Source organism: Agromyces sp. H66, assembly GCF_004959775.1.
GTDB lineage: Bacteria > Actinomycetota > Actinomycetes > Actinomycetales > Microbacteriaceae > Agromyces.
In genome coordinates this window covers 84562-103356 of the sequence record NZ_SJZG01000013.1, presented here as the reverse complement: position 1 = coordinate 103356, position 18795 = coordinate 84562, and the positions used below count along the sequence as shown (strand labels likewise).

Annotated in this window: 17 protein-coding genes; 10 read left to right on the top strand and 7 right to left on the bottom strand. The window is 70.0% G+C overall.

The annotated features are described in order from the left end of the window. Nucleotides 1-16 precede the first annotated feature (16 nt). Nucleotides 17-220, top strand: a complete 204-nt coding sequence (locus EZM51_RS17850) for a hypothetical protein (protein WP_136709661.1) — start codon at nucleotides 17-19, stop codon at nucleotides 218-220. A 56-nt stretch (nucleotides 221-276) separates the two neighbouring features. On the opposite strand, the gene EZM51_RS17845 is transcribed toward EZM51_RS17850, so the two are convergent. The 4 genes from EZM51_RS17845 to EZM51_RS17830 are packed head-to-tail and all read right to left on the bottom strand — an operon-like array spanning nucleotide 277 to nucleotide 4445. After that, nucleotides 277-1179, bottom strand: coding sequence for a carbohydrate ABC transporter permease (locus EZM51_RS17845; RefSeq protein WP_248305726.1), 903 nt, complete (start codon nucleotides 1177-1179; stop codon nucleotides 277-279). After that, nucleotides 1179-2132, bottom strand: coding sequence for a sugar ABC transporter permease (locus EZM51_RS17840; RefSeq protein ID WP_136709660.1), 954 nt, complete (start codon nucleotides 2130-2132; stop codon nucleotides 1179-1181). The genes EZM51_RS17845 and EZM51_RS17840 overlap by 1 nt, the downstream gene beginning before the upstream one ends. 50 nt (nucleotides 2133-2182) lie before the next feature. After that, nucleotides 2183-3469 (bottom strand): extracellular solute-binding protein, encoded by a 1287-nt coding sequence (locus tag EZM51_RS17835; protein ID WP_136709659.1) that lies wholly within the window; start codon nucleotides 3467-3469, stop codon nucleotides 2183-2185. A gap of 40 nt (nucleotides 3470-3509) precedes the next feature. Beyond that, nucleotides 3510-4445, bottom strand: a complete 936-nt coding sequence (locus tag EZM51_RS17830) for an N-acetylmuramic acid 6-phosphate etherase (RefSeq protein ID WP_136709658.1) — start codon at nucleotides 4443-4445, stop codon at nucleotides 3510-3512. A gap of 91 nt (nucleotides 4446-4536) precedes the next feature. On the opposite strand from EZM51_RS17830, the gene EZM51_RS17825 reads away from it, so the two are divergent. Next, nucleotides 4537-5619 (top strand): serine hydrolase domain-containing protein, encoded by a 1083-nt coding sequence (locus EZM51_RS17825; RefSeq protein WP_169053975.1) that lies wholly within the window; start codon nucleotides 4537-4539, stop codon nucleotides 5617-5619. Continuing rightward, a complete protein-coding gene (locus tag EZM51_RS17820; RefSeq protein WP_136709656.1) occupies nucleotides 5616-6497 on the top strand; it encodes a MurR/RpiR family transcriptional regulator in 882 nt (293 codons plus the stop codon). The genes EZM51_RS17825 and EZM51_RS17820 overlap by 4 nt, the downstream gene beginning before the upstream one ends. A gap of 20 nt (nucleotides 6498-6517) precedes the next feature. On the opposite strand, the gene EZM51_RS17815 is transcribed toward EZM51_RS17820, so the two are convergent. Continuing rightward, on the bottom strand, nucleotides 6518-6880 hold the full coding sequence (locus EZM51_RS17815; RefSeq protein WP_136709655.1) for a helix-turn-helix domain-containing protein: 363 nt from the start codon (nucleotides 6878-6880) through the stop codon (nucleotides 6518-6520). A gap of 94 nt (nucleotides 6881-6974) precedes the next feature. Here EZM51_RS17815 and EZM51_RS17810 point away from each other — a divergent pair, with 94 nt between their 5' ends. The 4 genes from EZM51_RS17810 (at nucleotide 6975) to EZM51_RS17795 (ending at nucleotide 12168) form a co-directional block, all read left to right on the top strand. Then, nucleotides 6975-7412 (top strand): pyridoxamine 5'-phosphate oxidase family protein, encoded by a 438-nt coding sequence (locus EZM51_RS17810; RefSeq protein WP_136709654.1) that lies wholly within the window; start codon nucleotides 6975-6977, stop codon nucleotides 7410-7412. 200 nt (nucleotides 7413-7612) lie between these two features. Then, nucleotides 7613-9919, top strand: a complete 2307-nt coding sequence (locus EZM51_RS17805) for an immune inhibitor A domain-containing protein (RefSeq protein ID WP_248305725.1) — start codon at nucleotides 7613-7615, stop codon at nucleotides 9917-9919. A gap of 160 nt (nucleotides 9920-10079) precedes the next feature. Next, complete coding sequence (locus EZM51_RS17800; RefSeq protein WP_136709653.1) at nucleotides 10080-11021, top strand: DUF1254 domain-containing protein; 942 nt, start codon at nucleotides 10080-10082, stop codon at nucleotides 11019-11021. 34 nt (nucleotides 11022-11055) lie between these two features. After that, nucleotides 11056-12168 (top strand): epoxide hydrolase family protein, encoded by a 1113-nt coding sequence (locus tag EZM51_RS17795; RefSeq protein WP_136709652.1) that lies wholly within the window; start codon nucleotides 11056-11058, stop codon nucleotides 12166-12168. Between the two features lie 92 nt (nucleotides 12169-12260). On the opposite strand, the gene EZM51_RS17790 is transcribed toward EZM51_RS17795, so the two are convergent. After that, nucleotides 12261-12659, bottom strand: a complete 399-nt coding sequence (locus EZM51_RS17790; RefSeq protein ID WP_169053974.1) for a DUF1801 domain-containing protein — start codon at nucleotides 12657-12659, stop codon at nucleotides 12261-12263. A 71-nt stretch (nucleotides 12660-12730) separates the two neighbouring features. After that, entirely contained in the window at nucleotides 12731-13660 is a 930-nt protein-coding gene (locus EZM51_RS20680) for a hypothetical protein (protein ID WP_169053973.1), read from the bottom strand. A 150-nt stretch (nucleotides 13661-13810) separates the two neighbouring features. On the opposite strand from EZM51_RS20680, the gene EZM51_RS17780 reads away from it, so the two are divergent. From EZM51_RS17780 to EZM51_RS17770, 3 genes are all read left to right on the top strand, one after another. Then, nucleotides 13811-15400: a glycosyltransferase family 39 protein gene (locus tag EZM51_RS17780; RefSeq protein ID WP_211195974.1), complete on the top strand. Its 1590-nt coding sequence runs from the start codon at nucleotides 13811-13813 to the stop codon at nucleotides 15398-15400. 241 nt (nucleotides 15401-15641) lie between these two features. Next, nucleotides 15642-16964 carry an FAD-dependent oxidoreductase gene (locus tag EZM51_RS17775; protein ID WP_136709650.1) on the top strand — a complete coding sequence of 441 codons (1323 nt, stop codon included), beginning with the start codon at nucleotides 15642-15644 and terminating at the stop codon, nucleotides 16962-16964. Continuing rightward, nucleotides 16954-18738: a cytochrome bc complex cytochrome b subunit gene (locus EZM51_RS17770; RefSeq protein WP_136709649.1), complete on the top strand. Its 1785-nt coding sequence runs from the start codon at nucleotides 16954-16956 to the stop codon at nucleotides 18736-18738. Before EZM51_RS17775 ends, EZM51_RS17770 begins: the two co-directional genes overlap by 11 nt. Nucleotides 18739-18795 lie beyond the last annotated feature (57 nt).

Here is an 18795-nt window from a genome sequence, read left to right as displayed (position 1 = left end):
GATCGAGGAGCGACCGATGACCGACGAGATGCGACCCGACGACCCCATCCGTGTTCCCGGCGAGCGCGAGCGTCCCGACGAGACGCAGCCCGCCGACGACCGGCCCGGCGATCGCGAGCCGGCCGGCGAGGAGACGCCCGGCGCGCCCGGCAGTGCCGCCCCGATGACCGAGTCCACCGACGGCGGCCTGGAGGGCGGCGACCCCGGCGTCGAGGAGTAGTTCCGCGCGTCGGATGCTCACCACGTCGGCGAGAGCCGCCCGCGATAGCCCGCCCGCTACTTGCTCATGCCCGCCGTCAGCCCCGAGACGATCTGCTTCGTGGCCAGGAGGAAGAGCACCACGAGCGGGATCGTCGCCAGCGTGAGGCCGGCGAAGAGCGTCGCCCAGTCGGTCTGGTACTCCCCGAAGAACCGGGTGATGCCGACCGGGAGCGTGTACGACGACTGGTCGCGGATGAGGATGAGCGGGTAGAAGAAGTCGTTCCACACCGGCACGAACCGGAACACGATGACCGTCGCGATCGCCGGGCGCACGAGCGGCAGGTGCACCCGCCAGAAGGTGGTGAACGGGCCGGCACCGTCGAGCCGTGCGGCCTCGTCGAGTTCGATCGGCAGCTGACGGAAGAAGCTCGCCAGGACGAACGTCGAGAACGGGATGCCGAGGGCTCCGTAGACGAGGATGAGTCCCCAGAGGTTCGAGATCATTCCGGCCGCATCGAGCATGAAGAACAGCGGCAGGATCGCGAGGTACACCGGCAGCATGAGCCCCGAGAGGAACACGCCCTCGAGAGTCGTGAAGAGCTTCGATCGGGTGCGTGCGAACGCGTAGGCCGCGAGCAGTGACACTGCCGTCGAGAGCAGCACGGATGCCACGGTCACGAAGATCGAGTTGAAGAAGTACGTGTCGAACGACGCGGTGATCCACGCCTTGCCGTAGCTCGTGAAGTTCGGCGGCAGCGGCAGCCCGAGCGGTTGCTTGGCCATGTCCTGCGTGGTGCGCAGCGAGTTCGACAGCATGAGCAGGAGCGGCGCGATCGAGATCGCCGCGTACAGCCAGAGGAACGTGCTGGAGGCGACTCCGCCGACGGTGGCCCGGCGACCCGCGCGGCGGCTCGGCGCCGTGCCCCCACGGTCGGTCGAGTCATCCGTCGAGGTGTCGGGCGTGATCGTCGCGGTCATCAGAACAGCTTCCGTTCCGTCCGGCGCATGAACCAGGTGATGAGCATGGAGATCCCGAAGATGAAGAGGAAGAGAAGCGTGGCGATCGCCGAACTCGTCCCGATGGCATTCGACGAGCCCGACTCGAACGCCGTGCGATAGAAGAGCAGGCTCATCACATCGGTGGCACCGGCCGGATTGCCCTGCGAGCCGCCGAGTGCGTAGGGAATCGGGAACGCCTCCATGGCGCCGATGAAGGTGAGCACGCTGACGGTGCCGATCGCCGGCAGCAGCATCGGGAGCGTGATGGCGCGGAACCGCTGCCACGCCGACGCCCCGTCGATCGACGCGGCCTCGTCGATCTCCTGGGGGATGCCGCCGAGTGCGGCGCCGTAGAGCAGCACGGGGAACCCGATCCACTGCCAGGCCGTGACGACGACCACGACCCAGATCGCGGTCTGCGGGTTGCCGAGCCACGGCTGCGCGAGCTCACCGAGGCCGATGCCTCGGAGCACCGCGTTCACCGGCCCGAACAGCGGCGAGAGCATGAGCGACCAGAGGTAGCCGATCACGAGCGGCGAGACGAGGTACGGCAGCGTGTACATCGTCTGGAAGAACCGCTTGAACCGCCCGATGCGGTGCAGCAGGGTCGCGAGTCCGAGGCCGATAGTGTTCTGGAAGACCATCGCGCCGACGAACAGCAGCAGGTTGTGCACGAACGCGTTCGGGAGGTCGTCGCGATATGGCAGCCGGGTGAACAGGGTGACGTAGTTCTCGACCCCCACGAAGCCGCCGCGCACGATGCCCGTCCAGTCGAAGAACGAGTAGCTGAGTGCCGTGAGCAGCGGGTATGCGATGAAGATCGAGAAGAGCGCGAGGGCGGGGAGCACGAAGACCATGCCCGCCCGACGTGACAGGGTGATGCCGGTGCGGACGGTGCCGCGGCGCACCCTGGGCGTCGTGATGGCGGACATGGTCTTCGTTCCTCGCGATCGGATGGTGTGTGGTGGGCGACTCGCCGTGGCTACTCGCCGGGCGTGAACCACTGCGAGATGCCGGCCTGCAGGGAGGCAGCGGCGGCCGCGGCATCCGTCTGGCCGAGGAACATCTTCTGTACCTCCGCGCCGAGTACCGCGGTACCGAGCGGCTCACCGTAACGGAAGTCGACGAGCAACAGGTACGGAGCCTGTCCGTCCTCGTAGTTCGCCCATGCCTCCTTCATGACTTCGTCCTCGTACTCGACGCCCGGGATGGCGGAGAACTGGTTGAGCTCATCGGCGACGAGCTGGCCGAACTCGGGGGTCGCGAGCCAGTTGAGCAGCTCGAAGGCCTCGTCCTGGTGCGTCGACTTCGTGTTCACCGCGAAGTTCCCGTCGGCGTACGCCGGCGAGACCGGCGCGTCGAGCACGGCACCATCGGGCAGCGGCACCTGGTACGAGCCGAACTCGAGGTCCGGCGCCTGGTTGCGGAAGGTCGCGATCTCGAACGATCCCCCGGGGAACTGCGCGGCCTGGCCCGACGTGAACTGGATCTGGCTGTCGGTGTAGCTCACGCCGACGACGTCTGGGGTCAGGTACTTCTGCACCTGCGTGACGAGTTCGAGCGACGCCACGTAGTCGGGGTCGGTGAAGTCGGTCTCGCCCGCGAGCACCTTCTCCTCGAACTCCGAGCCGCCATATCGGGCGCTGCCGATGATGTCGGCGAAGATCGGCAGGATCCAGTCGTCCTTCGCACCGAGCGCCATCGGCGTGACGCCGGCGGCGAGGAGCTTCTCGTTCACCTCGATGAACTCGTCCCACGTATTCGGGACTTCGAGTCCGTGCTCGTCGAAGATGGCCTTGTTGTAGAACATCTGGAGCGTCTGGGTGGCGAGCGGCACGGCGTACGTCTTGCCGTCGGCCTTGCCCTTGGCCCCGGCGATCACGCTCGGGGCGATCTCGTCGAGACCGTCGACCTTGCCGTCGATCGGCTCGAGCTGGCCCGCCTCGATGTTCGGCTGCAGCTGGCCGTACGCGCGCACCATGGGCACGTCGGGGCCGTCGCTGCCGGCGAGGCCGGTGGTGAGGATCTGGTTGTACTCGGTGTTCTGGAACGCCTCGAACTCGACTGTGATGTTCGGGTGCTGCTCCTCGAAGACGTCGAAGATCGTGTTGTACGCCTCGACGTCTTCGGTGCGCCAGGACCAGACCTTGAGGGTGACCTGGTCACCCTCCTCGGCCCCATCGCCGCTCGCTGCGCTCGGCGCGCAGGCGCTGAGCAGGAGTGCGGACCCGGCCAGCAGGGCCGTCGTGGTGAGGATGCGTCGCCTCATGGGTTCTCCTTCGGTGGGGTGATGACTGCGGGGTGGTGCGTCAGGTGTCGGATGCCGCGGCGAGCGCGTCGCGCACGGAACCCTCGTGGTCGGCGAGCAGCGCGCGGGCGCTCGCAACGTCGGTGACGGCCAGCGCAGCGACGATCGCCGTCTTCAGCTGACCGTCGGAGGCGAAGAGCAGGTCGCGTGCGGCATCCGAGTCGAGGTCGGCGGCCTCTTCCAGGATGCGCACCGTGCGGCGACGGAGTTTGTCGTTCGTCGCGACCACCGAGACCATGAGGTTCGACCACGTGCGCCCCACCGCGACCATGAGCGCGGTCGAGAATCCGTTGAGCACGAGTTTCTCGGAGGTCGCGGCCTTCAGCCGGGTCGAGCCGGTCAGCACCTCGGGCCCGGTGTCGAGCACGATGTTCGTGTCGGCGAGCGTCGCGAGCGTCGCATACGGGTTGCTCGACACGAGCACCGTGTAGGCGCCGGCGCGGCGTGCCGCGGCGAGCGCACCGCCGACGTAGGGCGTATTGCCGCTTGCGGCGAGCCCGATCGCGACGTCGTCAGGGCCGACGCCATCGGCCGCGGCGCCCCCCTCGATCTCGGAGTCCTCGGCGTCCTCGACAGCGTTGACGATGGCGTCAGCGCCGCCTGCGATGTGGGCGACGACGCGGCCGGCCTCGAGGTTGAACGTGGGCAGCAGCTCCGCGGCGTCGAGCACGCCGAGTCGGCCGGACGTTCCCGCGCCGAAGTAGTGCACGTTGCCGCCGCGGCGGAACCGCTCGGCCGCGACGTCGACGACCTCTGCGAGCTGCGGCAGGATCGCCGCCACCGCGTCCACGGCCACGCGATCGTGCTCGTTGAGGAGCCGGAGCACCTCGACGCTCGCAAGTGCGTCGAGTCGAGCGGATGCCTCGAGGCGCTGCTCGGTCGGCGACACGAGGTCGTCGCCGTCGTGCTGCCGGTCGAGGAGTCGGTGGCTGGGCATCGTGGTGGGGCATCCTTCGGTTCCGCTGAGCTTCCGACTCAGTATGTACAGAACTGTCGCATTTCGGAAGAGCATCGATTATTTTTTTCAGATGACGTCTTCGAGGTTCACGATCGACTCCCTCGACGACGTCCTCGAGCAGGCGGCGGCCGACGGCGCCTACTCGGCCGCGGTCGTCCTCGTCACCGTGGACGGCCGGCTCGTGTACCGGCACGCGACGGGCGACATCCGTTCCTGGGATGCGCCGGGGGTGCCCGCCGGTCGCCCCTGGGCGGAGGCGGATGCCTCGACCCGGTTCGATCTCGCCTCGGTGACGAAGCCCATCGTTGCGGCAGCGCTCCTCGCTGAACTCGAGGCGCGGAGCCTGGAGCCCGACCTGCCGGTCGCCGAACTTCTCGACGAGTTCCGCGACCCCGCCCTCCGCGCGCTGACGCTCGCCCAGCTGCTCACGCATACGGCGGGCTTCCCCGCGGAGTGGGCCGATCGCGACCCCGACCCCGACGGTGCGCGGTTCCGGGCGAGAGCACGGCCGACGGCCCCTCCTGATGCCGCGCACCGCTACTCCTGCGTGGGCTACATCTGGGCGGGCTTCGCGGCAGAGGCGCTTGCGGACGCACCTCTCGACGAGGTGGTGCGAGCGCGTGTGCTCGACCCGCTCGGAATGGCGCAGACCACCTACCGACCCGAGCCCGCACTGCGGTCGGCCATCGCCGCGACCGAGTTCCAGCCCGGGCGCGGACTCGTGCACGGAGAGGTCCACGATGAGACCGCATGGGCGCTCGGCGGCGTCGTCGGCAACGCCGGCCTCTTCGGAACGGCGGGCGACCTCCTCCGATTCGCGGAGTCGCTGCGCACGGGCGGGCATCTCGACGGCCGGCGGCTGCTCTCACCGGCCGTTGCGACCGCGCTCGTCACCGCCGTCCCCCTGCCCAGCAACCCCGGCTACCGACAGGCGTTCGGCACGCGCCTCGACGAGCACTGGATGCGGGGTCTCGGCCCGCGCACCGCCGGGCACACGGGATTCACGGGAACCGGCTTCGTCACCGAGCCGGGCGGTCGGCGCTCGGTAGTATTCCTCACGAACCGGGTCCACCCGACCCGATCATCGACCGAGCTCCACGCGTTGCGGGGCCGAGTCGTCGATCTCGCAGCCGGCCTCGGAGGCACCGCATGACCGATGTGTTCGTCACCCTCCGGCAGCGCCTGCCGACACTGAGCAAGGCTGAACGACGCGTCGCCGAGGCGGTCATCGATCGCCCCTCGCTCGTCATCGAGTCGACCATCACGCAGCTCGCGGCCGCGTGCAGCACCTCGCCCGCGAGCGTCGCCCGCATGTGCCGCGCGGCCGGCTTCGGCGGCTACAAGGAGTTCCGCATCACCGTGGCGGCCGCGAACAGCCGCGAGGAGGCGGCCCGCGAGCTCTTCAAGGTGGCTGATGCCGAGATCTCGCCGACCGACTCGATCGCCGACCTGGTGGCGAAGGTCGCCTACCAGGAGGCGCGCGCCATCGAGGAGACGGCGCGTGAGATCGACCTCGACGCGCTGGACGCCGTGGCCTCCCTGATCCGCGGTGCATCCCGCATCGACATCTTCGGTGCCGGCTCGAGCGGACTCACGGCACAGGACTTGCAGCTGAAGCTGCATCGCATCGGTATTCCGGGATTCTGCTGGTCGGACGCGCACCTCGCCCTCACCTCCGCGGCTATCACAACCCCGGGCAGCGTCGCGATCGGCATCTCCCACACGGGCACGACCCTCGAAACGAATCAGCTCATCGGCCTGGCACATGAGCGAGGCGCCGTCACGGTCGCGATCACGAATCATCCGGATTCTCCACTCGGCCTCGCCGCCGATCACGTGCTGACCACCTCGGCCCGCGAGTCGGGATTCCGAACGGGCGCCATGTCGAGTCGCCTCGCCCAGATGGCGATCGTGGATTTTCTGGTCGTGCGCCTCGTGCAACAGGATTTCGCCGCGGCGAGCGAGTCGTTGCATAGTACGTATCGCGCGGTGCAGAATCACCGCATCGGCGGCAGTGCCGACACAAGGTAGCCAGGCACCGCCGCCGCCGCTCAGCGCCCCACGATCACGTCCGCCCGCGCCGCCACCCACTCCACGAGGGGAAGCATGCGCTCCATGAGCTCCTCGCCGAGCTCGGTCAGCGAGTACTCCACGCGCGGCGGCACCTCGGGATACGACGTGCGCATCACCAGCCCGTCGGCCTCGAGCGTGCGCAGCGTCGAGGCGAGCATCTTCTCGCTGACGCCCTGCACCTCGCGGCGCAGCTCGCCCCAGCGGTGGGTGCCGTCGGTGAGCGCGAGCAGCACGAGCACGCCCCACTTGCTCATGATGTGGTCGAGCACCACGCGCGAGGGGCATCCCTCCATCAGGACCTCGGGCCTGCGTTCCCGGAGCTGCGCAAGACTTTCCACCATGCGGGTACCCTACGACACCGTGGGTACAGGCGTTCAGGAGGGTGGTCGTGCGGCGAGATCGCAGCGTGTCGGCGGTGCGGCATAGCGTCGTGACATGACCCTCGAATCCCTCGAACCCACCACGCCCGAACGCGAGAAGGCGCACGGCAAGCTCGAACGCGATCTCATCTGCTGGTTCACGACCACGTACCCCGACGGCCGGCCGCACGCCGTGCCGACGTGGTTCTTCCGGCACGACGAGCGGCTGTTCGTGTTCAGCCGGCCCGACGCCGTGAAGGTGGCGCACGTGCGTCGCGGCTCGCCGGTGCTGGTGCACCTCGAGAGCGGCCGCTTCGGCAACGACGTGGTGGTGCTGAGCGGCACGGCCGAGATCTCGAGTCGCAGCACGACCGAGGTGCTGCGCGAGTTCCGCGACGCCTACGAGACGAAGTACGCCGAGGCGATCGCCGACTACGGCATGTCGCTCGACGAGATCGCCGAGCTGTTCAGCACGGCCATCGTGTTCACGCCCGAACGCCTGATGGCGTGGTGACGCGGGGTCGCGGCATCCCGTCGCGGCATCCCGTCGCGGCATCCCGTCGCGGCATCCCGATCTCGAAGACGATCTCGAAGAACCTGCGAAATCCTCATGAAGATGACCGTGGTCAACATCTTCCCCTGCCCCGAACCGGGGTGCTAGCGTGACCGCACCGTGCCCGGCGATCCCGGGCGCTTTTCTGTGAAGGAGAACTCGTGATACGACGCACGCGCGGCATCCTCGCCGTCGCTGCGGCGGGTGCCACGATGATCGCGGGGGCGGCCTTCGGGCCGGCCGCGATCGCCGCACCGGCCGACAGCCCGACCGATGAGCCGACCACCGCCCAGCGGCTCGACAACCGCCCCGGTCCGCTCACCGCCCGTCAGGACGAACGGCGCAAGGCGGCGCAGGAGCTGATCCTCTCGGGTCAGGCGGCGCCCGGAGAAGACGGGGTCGTGCAACTCGCGGAGGACAAGTACTACCAGGCCGCGGTCACCGGCACCGGCCGGCTGTTCACGATCCTGTCGGAGTTCGGCGACCAGGGCAGCGGCAAGCTCGGCACCGCGCCCGGACCGTCGCACAACGAGATCCCCGAGCCCGACCGTGCCGTGAACAACACCACGCACTGGGCGCCCGACTTCACCACGGCGTACTACGAGGAGCTGTTCTTCGGCGACGGCGACGCGGCCACCTCAGAGGAGTCGTTCGCCGACTTCTACACGAAGCAGTCGTCGGGCAACTACACGGTGGCCGGCTCGGTCAGCGACTGGGTGCGGGTGCCGGGCAACGCATCGACGTACGGCGACAACAGCGTCGAGGACTACGGCGGCGCGTGGCAGTTCATCGAGGACACCGGGAACGCCTGGTACCAGGCCCAGCTCGACGCCGGCCGGACCGTCGACGAGATCAAGGCCGAGCTCGCGACATTCGACGTCTGGGACCGCTACGACCACGACGGCGACGGCGACTTCGACGAGCCCGACGGATACCTCGACCACTTCCAGGCGGTGCACGCCGGTGAGGGCGAGGACGCCGGCGGCGGCGCCCAGGGCGAGGACGCCATCTGGTCGCACCGGTGGTACGTCAACTCCACCGACTACGGTGTGACCGGCCCCTCGGACGCCGCACTGTTCGGCGGTTCGCAGATCGGCGACACCGGCTACTGGATCGGCGACTACACGGTCGAGGCCGAGAACGGCGGCCTCGGCGTCTTCGCGCACGAGTACGCCCACGACCTGGGCCTGCCCGACTTCTACGACACGTCCGGCGGCGAGAACTCGACCGGGTTCTGGACGCTCATGTCGAGCGGTTCGTGGCTGAACCACGGCCCCGACGACATCGGCACGACCCCGAACTACATGGGTCCCTGGGAGAAGCTCCAGCTCGGCTGGCTCGACTATGCGATCGTGAACCCGGGCGAGAACGGCTCGTACACGCTGAGCCCCGCCGCGCTGCAGGCCGACGGCCAGGAGCAGGCGCTCGTCATCGACGTGCCCGACCAGGGCATCGAGACCACCTACACGACCCCCGCCTCGGGCACCGGCATGTGGTGGACCTCGAGCGCCGATGACCTCAACACCACGCTCACGCGCACGCTCGACCTCACCGGCGTGACGAAGGCGACGGTCACGGCGAAGGCCTGGTACGACATCGAGGCCGGCTACGACTACCTCTACGCCGAGTACAAGGATGCCTCGGGCAAGTGGGTCCAGATCGGCCAGCCGATCGATGGCACGACGAACGGACGCTGGTCGACCCTGCGGTTCAGCGTCCCCGGTGGCGGCCCGGTCGACTTCCGGTTCCGCTACCAGAGCGACGGCGGCGTGCACCTCGCGGGCGCGTTCATCGACGACATCGTCGTGAAGAGCGGCGGCACGACCATCCTGAGCGACGACGTCGAGGGCGATTCCCAGTGGACGGCCGACGGCGGCTTCAAGATCAGCACCGGCACCGAGACATCCGTCGGCGACCGGTACTACCTCGTCGAGAACCGCACGTACGTCGACTACGACACGACGCTCGAGACCGGCGCCTACCAGTTCAGCAAGGGCCTCACCGCCCCCGACTGGGTGGAGCGGTTCCCCTTCCAGGACGGCATGCTCGTGTGGGCGGTCGACGAGACCTACACCGACAACAACACGATCGACCACCAGGGTCACGGCCTCGCGCTCCCGGTGGACGCTCGTCCGGCGAAGTTCACGTACCCCGACGGCACGGCGCCGAGCAACCGTCGCCAGCCGTTCGACGCGACCTTCGGCACCCAGACCCTCGACGCGGTGTCCCTGCACAAGGAGATCGTGGTCGGCAAGGGCAAGAGCCAGACGGTCGAGACGGTGGCGGCCGTGGGTTCCGACGGCACCCAGACGCAGGCGGCGACGTTCACCGACCTCGACCCGAACGCGTTCATGCACTCGAGCAACCCGCTCGGCGGCGTGATCGTCGCCGGACACGGCGTGACCGTGACGGTGACCGGCCAGAACACCGGCGGCATCATGACGGTCGACGTGGTGAACCCGGAGTAGTCCGCGTTCCCGCGCACGATTCGTGCACGACAGGGCGGGCCCGTCTCCTCGGAGGCGGGCCCGTTCGCGTGTGCGGCGAACGGCGGCGCGGCTGAGACATCCGGGGATCCGCTCGTCGGTATCCTCGGCTGGGCAACCGTCGGAAGGATGAGGGGACCGAATGGCCGAGCACGTGAACGTCGACAACTTCGCGCACGCCGAGACGAGCCGCATGTTCGCGGCGATCGCGGCGCAGGCGGGCGGCTCGGGGCGGTGGTCGCACAACCGCACGCCGACGCCGCTCGACAACCAGCCGGTCATCCGGCAGAACCGCGACACGATCTACAGCACCGTGATCGTCGACGTCTCGAAGGGGGCGACCCTGACGATCCCCGATGCCGGCGATCGCTACCTGTCGGTGATGGTCGTGAACCACGACCACTACATCCCGCTCGTGCTGCACGAGGCCGGCGAGCATCGCCTGCATGCCAACGAGCTCGGGTCGCGGTTCGTGCTGCTCGCGGCGCGCATCCTGGTCGACCCGGCGGATGCCGCGGATGTCGCCGCCGTGAACGCGCTGCAGGACGGATTCATCGTGGATGCGGCATCCGACGCACCGTTCGTGGCGCCCGACTACGATCAGGCGACGCTCGACGAGACCCGCGACGCGCTGCTCACGCTCTCGCGCGGGCTCAGCGGCTTCGGCGGCGCGTTCGGCACGCGTGACGAGGTCGACCCGATCCATCACCTGCTCGGCACGGCGGCCGGCTGGGGCGGCCTGCCGGAATCGGAGGCGTTCTACGTGAACGTCGAGCCGCGCCTGCCCGTGGGCGAGTATGCGCTCACCGTGGGCGACGTGCCGGTCGATGCGTTCTGGTCGGTGTCGCTGTACAACGCCGACGGGTACTTCGAGCAGGCCGACGGCCTCGTGAGCGTGAACAGTGTCACCGCGGCGCGGAACGACGACGGCACGGTCACGATCCACTTCGGCGGTCCCGACGACGGCCGCCCCAACCGGCTCGGGCTCATGGACGGCTGGAACTACCTCGTGCGGTTCTACCGGCCGCGGCCCGAGGTGGTCGACGGGACGTGGAGGTTCCCCGAGGTCGCGCCGGTCGGGTAGCGGCGGTGTCGGGGGTCGTGCGTAGCGTCGATGCATGACCGACCTGCAGCCGTTCGAACTCCACGTCCCCGACGACACGCTCGACGACCTCCGGGCGCGGCTCGCGCGCACGAGGCTGCTTCCCGACTCGCCGCGGCGACCGTCATCGGGCATGGATGCCGCGTACCTCCGCGAACTCGTGGACACGTGGATCGCCTGGGACTGGCGGTCACGGGAGGCATGGCTCAACCGGCATCCGCAGTTCATCGCGCAGATCGGCGACACAGCGCTGCACTTCGCCCACCTGAGGTCGCAGCGCGCGGATGCCCCGGCACTGCTCGTGATGCACGGCTGGCCGCACACGTTCGCCCTCCAGCTCGACTTCACCGACCGGCTGCCCGACTTCCACGTGGTCGTCGCGAGCATGCCGGGGTTCGCGTTCTCGTCGCCGTATGCCGAAGGCCCGATGACCGAGACCCGCATCGCCGCCACGATGCATGCGCTCATGACCGACGTGCTCGGCTACGAGCGGTACGTCACCTACGGTGAGGACGTCACGGCGAATGTCAGCGACCTCATCGCCGCGCGCCACCCCGACCACGTCATGGGCATCGTCGCGACGCACGCGCACTTCCCGACGAACGAGGAACGCGAGGCGTTGACGGATGCCGCGGAGCGCGCGTTCTTCGCCGACCTCGCGTCCCGGCACGACACCGCCGGCGCCTACGGGCACGTGCAGGCCACGCGCCCGGACACGCTCGCCGCCGCGCTCAACGACTCGCCCGCAGGCCTGCTCGCCTGGATCGCCGAGAAGCTCGTGGAGTGGAGCGACACGCCGGCGGGCGACCCGGCGGCGGTCGAGCGACGCATCTCGCGCGACCGCATCCTGACCGAGGCGATGATCTACTGGGTCACGCAGAGCATCGGGTCGTCGTTCCGCCCGTACTACGAAGGTGCCGACCAGGCCGGACCGATTCCGCCGACGTCGGTGCCCGCGGCCGTGTTCATCCAACGACACGAGGCGGGGTATCCTGAGTCGCTCGCCCGCTCGCACTACCGCGACCTGCGGGTGTTCGACCGGCTCGAGGAGGGCGGCCACTTCGCCGTCGCCGAGGTGCCCGACGAGATGGCGGCGCGCATGCGGGCGTTCGTGGGCTCGCTCGGGTGAACCTCGCCGTGGAGTGCCCAGCGTGCACGTCGTGATGTGCCCAGCGTGCACGTCGTGATGTGCTCGGCGTGCACGTCCTGCGGCGCGCGCCGCTACCCCTCCGCCATCCAGGCCCGAATCACCGCGACGACCGCCTCGCGCTCGCGCTTCCCGTCGAGCTCGGTCGCCTCGGGCAGCGCGAGGCTCGCCCGGATGTCCGAGTGCCACGTCAGCAATCCGTCGGGGTCGCCCGCGAACGTGGGCGCGGCGTTCTTGTCTTCCGCTCGGCCGGTGCCGAAGTGGAGGATGAGCCGCACCGGTCCGCGGCCTGCGGCGTTGATCGTGAGCCGGTCGGCGCCGTCGAGCGTGTAGTTCGGCGAGTTCCACTTGACGATCTCGGTGAGCGACGGTTCGGCCTCGCGCACCAGCGCACGCAGCGCCTCCACCTCGGCGCGCCGCTGCGGCGACTGTGCGGCGAGGTACTCGTCGACGGTGGCGAAGCGCTCGGGCATGAGGCGATCGTAGGGCAACCGTTCCACCCTCGCACCAGAGGAGGGGGCCTCACACCGCGCGACGTCCACGATCAGGGTCGAGTGGACGGATGCCCCTCCGCGGCGACATCCGGGTCGGCCACGGCGGCCGCGGGCACCACCCGTGGCGCCACTCGTCGCTCGGCGACGGCGACGACCATCGCCGCGGCAGCCGCGGAGAGCACTCCCCATACCGCCTGCTCGCCGCCGTATTCGGGTCCGCCACCGATCACGAACGGCGGAACCGCGAGCGCGAGCGCGGCGAACACCCCGGCACCGAGGGCGCGCACGAGGCGTGGCGCGACCCACTGGTCGACGAGCAGCACGACGAGCACGGCCCACGCAGCGACCAGTCCGACGGCGATCGCTGCGAACAGCGCCCACAGCACCTGGCCGGCCAGGAACCCGCCGTTGCGCGGGTCGGTGAAGAACTCGAAGCTGCGGGCGACGGATGCCACGACCTGCAGGGCTCCCGCGGCGACGCCGGCCAGCAGCACGATGACGGCGAGCGGCATCCGAGGCGCCGGAACCGTCGATCCGGTCGAGGCGGCCGCCCGCTCCATCGTCACGCGGGCCGCCCGTAGATGGCGATGCATCCCGACGCCCACCAGGAGGCCGAGGAAGACGGCCGCCGCCGCGACGTATGCGCCATCCGTCGTGATCATGAGGTTGACGAGCCCGAGGCTTCGTGTCGCGGGAACGAGACTCAGCCCGCCCACGATCAGGGCGGTGATCGCGGCGAGGAGTGCGTGGTGCAGGACCGATCGACCGAACCGGTAGACGAGGAATGCGATGACGCCCGCGATGACGAACACCACCGGGCCGGCGAGCAGGGCGCCCATGTACACGTACTCGGCGCCCGTGTGACCGGCGTAAGCGATGAACCGCGGCGCCGCCATCCCGGCCACGGCCCCACCACCCGCAATGGCCACCGCCAGCACGAGCTCTCGGTGATCTCCCGGAACCTGCTCGAGAACCATCATCGGCCCTTCTCCGCCGGGCACCGGCCGGCGCTGCGGAGACCTGCGCGAGGGGGCGGGTCTTCGACGCAGACTAGGGCAGTGGCGTCATGCCTGTACAGGGCGGGTCTCGCGCCGCCCCACCGTGCCGCACGATCCCGCTACGGTGGTCGGATGAACCCGGCTGACGCCGCAGCCACCCCCGCGCACGAGCGCGCGGCACCCGGCCGCGCGGCGCCCGCGTCCGCGGCATCCGGCCCCGCGACATCCGGCCCCGCGACATCCGGCCACGCGGCATCCACCCCACGCCCACCCCTTGCTCCGCTCGCCCTCGGCCCGGTCATCGCTGCGATGCTCACCTTGGGTGCGCTGCTCGCCGCCACCAGCAACCGGTACGGCTACCACCGCGACGAGCTGTACTTCCGCATGCTCGACCCGGCATGGGGGTACTTCGACCAGCCGCCGCTCACCCCGCTGATCGCCCGCACGCTCGCGTCGATCGTCGATGAACCGTGGCTCCTGCGGCTACCCGCCATCGTCGCGGCGGTCCTCGCGGTACTCATCGCCGCGCTCATCGCGCGCGAGGTCGGTGGGGCGCGCCGGGCGCAGGCGCTCGCGGCGTGGACGGCCGCCGCGGCCGCGTTCCCCATGATCTTCGGGCACGTGCTGCTCACGGCATCCATCGACCTCGTGGTGTGGCCGCTCGTGTGCCTGTTCGCCATGCGCGCGCTGCTGCGGCGCGACGGACGCTGGTGGCTCACCGTCGGACTCGTGGCGGGACTGGCGACGTACAACAAGCTGCTCGTCGCGGTGCTGCTGGTCGGACTCGGCGCGGGCCTCGTCGCGTTCGGACCGTGGCGCGCCCTGCGTTCCCCGTGGATCTGGGGCGGCATCCTGATCGCGGTCGTGCTGGCGCTGCCGGCCATCGTGTACCAGGCGACGCACGGCTGGCCGCAACTCGCGATGGGCGCCGCCCTCGCCGAGGACAACGGCGGCGAGACGCGCTGGCTGATGTGGCCGATGCTGCTGCTGCTCACCGGTCCCCTGCTCGTGCCCATCTGGGTGACGGGCCTCGTGGAACTCGCGAGGCGACGATCGTGGCGCGACATCCGTCTGCTGATCGGGGCCTTCGTGGTGGTGCTCGTGTTCACGTTCGCGGGTAGCGCGCAGTTCTTCTACCCGCTCGGCGTGCTGCAGGTGCTGCTCGCGATCGGCTGCGTGCCGACGGCCGAGTGGATGCGCGCCCGCGTCCGCCGCGCGCTCGCGTGGACGGCCGTCGCCCTGAACGGCGCGATCTCGGCCGTCATCGCGCTGCCGCTCGTGCCCGTCGACGTGGTCGGCGCCACTCCCCTGGCGGGGATCAACCAGGTCACGGCCGACAGCGTCGGTTGGCCCCGGTACGTCGAGCAGATCGCGGATGCCGCGGGCTCGGTGCCGGGCGCCCCGATCATCACGTCCAACTACGGCGAGGCCGGCGCGCTCGACCGGTTCGGCCCGGCGGTCGGGCTCGACCCCGCCGACGTCTTCAGCGGGCACAACGAGCTCTGGTTCCAGGGACATCCACCGGATGCCGTGGACACCGCCGTGTTCGTGGGCTACGGGCCGAGGCTGCTCGGGCCGCTGTTCGACGCGTGCGAGGTGCACGACGAACTCGACAACGGGCTCGGCGTCGACAACGAGGAGCAGGGAATCCCGGTCACCGTCTGCACCGGCATGCGCGTGCCGTGGAGCGAGGCCTGGCCGCGATTCGCGCACCTGGATTGAGTCGCACAGCGCGCCAAGCCGACCCGGCCCGGTTCAGCCTTACATGAGAATCCGGGTCATGGGTCGCCTGGGGAGCCCATGACCCGGATTCTCATGTGTTTTCACCATCGACGGGCCACGCGCGACGGCCACGGGCGACGTGGCCGTGCGAGTGGGCTGTCAGGCACTTCACAGCCGACGGATGTCACACCCCGGCGCCGAGATCTGTCGTATCTAGTGAACGAAGATCTAGGAGCAGCGCATGCGCAGAATCGTGATCGTGGGCGGCGGGTACGCCGGTTTCACCACGGCCTGGAAGCTCGAGAAGCGGCTCAAGCCGCACGAGGCCGAGCTGGTGATCATCGACCCGCGGCCGTACATGACGTACCAGCCGTTCCTCCCCGAGGTCGCCGCCGGTTCCATCGAGGCGCGCCATGCCGCGATCTCGCTGCGGTCGCACCTCGAGCGCACACGGATCATCGCCGGCGGCGCGACCATGATCCGGCACGCCGACAAGACCGTGACGGTGCGACCGGCGGATGGACCCGACTTCGTCGTCGACTACGACGTCATCGTGGTCACCGCCGGCGCCGTCACCCGAGTGCTGCCCATCCCGGGCGCCGACGAGGTGGCGATCGGCATGAAGCACGTCGAGGAGGCCGTCGCGATCCGCGACCGACTGCTGACGGCGTTCGACCGCGCCTCGGTGCTGGAGCCGGGGCCGGAGCGCCGGCGCCTGCTCACCTTCGCCTTCGTCGGCGGCGGCTTCTCGGGCGTGGAGGGCTTCGGCGAACTGCTGTCGCTGGCAACCGCCCTGCTGAAGTCGTATCCCGAACTGCACTTCTCCGACCTCGCGTTCCACCTCGTCGAGGCGAACAGCCGGATCCTCCCCGAGGTGACGGATGCCCCGGGGCGCTGGGTGGTCGACTTCCTGCGCGGCCGGGGAGCACACGTGCACCTCGACGCCCGCGTGGTCTCGGCCGTCGACGGCCACGTCGAGCTCTCGAACGGCGAGGAGTTCGACGCCAACCTGATCGTGTGGACCGCGGGCAACGCCGCGCATCCCGTGATCTCGAAGCACACCGACCTGCCGACCGACGAGCGCGGCCGCGTCATCGTGCGCGCCGACCTCCGGGTCGGCACCGACGAGGATCCGGTTCCCGACGCGTGGGCCGCCGGCGACAACGCCGCCGTGCCCGACCTGGCCTCGCCGGTGCCCGGCGCCCTCACCGTGCCGAACGCGCAGCACGCCGTGCGTCAGGGCAAGCGCCTCGCGGCCAACATCGCGGCGACCCTGCACGGCGAACTGCCACGCGCCTACCGGCACGACTCGCTCGGCGTCGTGGCCACGCTCGGGTTGGGCCGTGGCATCTTCCAGTACAAGGGCCTCGTGATCACCGGCCTGCCGGCGTGGCTGATGCACCGCGGCTACCACGTGCTCGCGATCCCCACCTGGGAGCGGAAGCTCCGCGTGCTCCTCGTCTGGCTCTCCGCGCTCGTCGTGGGCCGCGACATCGTCTCGCTGCTGTCGGTGCAGGATCCGCGCGGCGCGTTCGTCTCAGGAGGCGTTCCCCATGCCCGTTGACCGTCGACCCAAGCGCCCCTCCGCGACCGATCGGCTCGCGGCATCCATCGCGAACGCCACGTTCCTCGGCCGTCGCATCGCCGATGTCACGGCCGCCCTGCGCCGGCGCACCGTGCCGAACCACTGGACGAACCTGTTCGGCGTGGTCACGCTCGCCTGCATCGTGGTGGTGTTCGTCACCGGCGTGATCCTGATGTTCTGGTACACGCCGTCGAGCGCGACGACGACCTACACCGGCGGATATCTGCCGCTGCACGGCGCCGAGGTGTCGCAGGCATTCGCGTCGACCATGCGCATCTCGTTCGACATCCCCGGCGGCCTGCTCATCCGGCAGGCGCACCACTGGGCGGGGCTGCTGCTGCCCGCGTCGATCATCATGCAGCTCCTGACGACGTTCTTCACGGGCGCCTTCCGCCGGCCGCGGCGCGGGATGTGGGTGCTGCTGGTCCTCGTCTTCATCGTGGCCCTGGTCGGCGGCTGGAGCGGCTACGCCCTGCCCGACGACATGCTCTCGGGCACGGGCCTGCGGATCGTCGAGGGGATCGCGCTCGGTGTGCCGTTCGTGGGCACCTGGGCCGCGGCGCTGCTGTTCGGCGGGTCGTTCCCGGGTCAGGTCATCGACCACCTGTATCCGCTGCACGTCGCGATCGTGCCGGCCCTGCTCGTCGCACTCGTCACGCTGCGCGGCCTCGCGGCGTGGCACCGCAAGCCGCCGCAGTTCCCCGGGCCCGGGCGCAGCGAGGAGAACATCGTGGGCGTGCCGCTGTGGCCGGACGCGGCGGCCCGCGCCGGCGGGCTGTTCGCGATCGTCACGGGGCTCATCCTCGGAATCTCCGCGACGGTCACGGTGAATCCGGTCCACCTGTACGGACCGGCCGACCCCGGCAACGCCGGCGCGGGCAGCCAGCCCGACTGGTACACGGGATTCCTCGACGGCGCGCTCCGGCTCGTGCCCGCGGGCTGGGAGGTCGTGTGGCTCGACCGCACGTGGACGCTCGCGATCCTCGTGCCGCTCGTGGTGGTGGGTGCGTTCTTCGTCGCCATCACGGTCTACCCGTTCGTCGAGGAGTGGGCCTCGGGCGACCGGCGCGACCATCACCTCCTCCAGCGCCCGCGCAACGCCCCGACCCGCACCGCCATCGGCGTCGCCGCCATCGTCTTCTACGGCACCCTCTGGATCGCCGGCAGCGCCGACGTCATCTCGACGCATTTCGACGTGGCGTTCGAGCACGTGATCACCGTGCTGCAGGCGACCCTCGTGCTCGGCCCGGTGGTCGGGTTCGTCATCGCGCGACGCGTGTGCCTCGCCCTGCAGCGCAAGGACCACGAGCTGCTCCTGCACGGCTACGAGACCGGACGCATCGTGCGCCTGCCCGGCGGCGAGTACGTCGAGGTGCACCGCCCGATCGGCGAGTACGAGCGCTGGCGCATCGGCGTGGTCGACTCGCCGCGGCCGCTCGCGCTGCGACCCGACTCCCGCGGTCGGCTGCCCCTCGGGCGGCGGCTCCGAGTGCGGGTGTCGCGGTTCTTCTTCGAGGACCGCATCGAGGTGCGGGCGCCGGTCGGCGCGGTCGAGGCGATCGGCGCGATCGGCGAGATCGAGGGCGGGGCCGAGCGGATGGTGACGGATGCCGCGAGCAAGACGGATGCCGCGAGCAAGACGGATGCCGCGAGCAAGGCGGATGCCGCGGGCGTGACGGATGTCGCGACATCCGCCGACCCTGAAGCCGCCGCCCTGGCGACGCACCCGGCCGGCGCACCCGTGCGTCGCTGAGCGCCGTCGAGCGATCCCAAGTTGCGGCGAAAACCGCGCCGATGTCGATCTCGGACC

What these genes read in the sequence shown, in the direction of transcription:
- EZM51_RS17850 (WP_136709661.1), top strand. Translation starts at nt 17, where the DNA reads ATGACCGACGAGATGCGACCCGACGACCCCATCCGTGTTCCCGGCGAG.
- EZM51_RS17845 (WP_248305726.1), bottom strand. Translation starts at nt 1,179, where the DNA reads ATGACCGCGACGATCACGCCCGACACCTCGACGGATGACTCGACCGAC.
- EZM51_RS17840 (WP_136709660.1), bottom strand. Translation starts at nt 2,132, where the DNA reads ATGTCCGCCATCACGACGCCCAGGGTGCGCCGCGGCACCGTCCGCACC.
- EZM51_RS17835 (WP_136709659.1), bottom strand. Translation starts at nt 3,469, where the DNA reads ATGAGGCGACGCATCCTCACCACGACGGCCCTGCTGGCCGGGTCCGCA.
- EZM51_RS17830 (WP_136709658.1), bottom strand. Translation starts at nt 4,445, where the DNA reads ATGCCCAGCCACCGACTCCTCGACCGGCAGCACGACGGCGACGACCTC.
- EZM51_RS17825 (WP_169053975.1), top strand. Translation starts at nt 4,537, where the DNA reads ATGACGTCTTCGAGGTTCACGATCGACTCCCTCGACGACGTCCTCGAG.
- EZM51_RS17820 (WP_136709656.1), top strand. Translation starts at nt 5,616, where the DNA reads ATGACCGATGTGTTCGTCACCCTCCGGCAGCGCCTGCCGACACTGAGC.
- EZM51_RS17815 (WP_136709655.1), bottom strand. Translation starts at nt 6,880, where the DNA reads ATGGTGGAAAGTCTTGCGCAGCTCCGGGAACGCAGGCCCGAGGTCCTG.
- EZM51_RS17810 (WP_136709654.1), top strand. Translation starts at nt 6,975, where the DNA reads ATGACCCTCGAATCCCTCGAACCCACCACGCCCGAACGCGAGAAGGCG.
- EZM51_RS17800 (WP_136709653.1), top strand. Translation starts at nt 10,080, where the DNA reads ATGGCCGAGCACGTGAACGTCGACAACTTCGCGCACGCCGAGACGAGC.
- EZM51_RS17795 (WP_136709652.1), top strand. Translation starts at nt 11,056, where the DNA reads ATGACCGACCTGCAGCCGTTCGAACTCCACGTCCCCGACGACACGCTC.
- EZM51_RS17790 (WP_169053974.1), bottom strand. Translation starts at nt 12,659, where the DNA reads ATGCCCGAGCGCTTCGCCACCGTCGACGAGTACCTCGCCGCACAGTCG.
- EZM51_RS20680 (WP_169053973.1), bottom strand. Translation starts at nt 13,660, where the DNA reads ATGATGGTTCTCGAGCAGGTTCCGGGAGATCACCGAGAGCTCGTGCTG.
- EZM51_RS17780 (WP_211195974.1), top strand. Translation starts at nt 13,811, where the DNA reads ATGAACCCGGCTGACGCCGCAGCCACCCCCGCGCACGAGCGCGCGGCA.
- EZM51_RS17775 (WP_136709650.1), top strand. Translation starts at nt 15,642, where the DNA reads ATGCGCAGAATCGTGATCGTGGGCGGCGGGTACGCCGGTTTCACCACG.
- EZM51_RS17770 (WP_136709649.1), top strand. Translation starts at nt 16,954, where the DNA reads ATGCCCGTTGACCGTCGACCCAAGCGCCCCTCCGCGACCGATCGGCTC.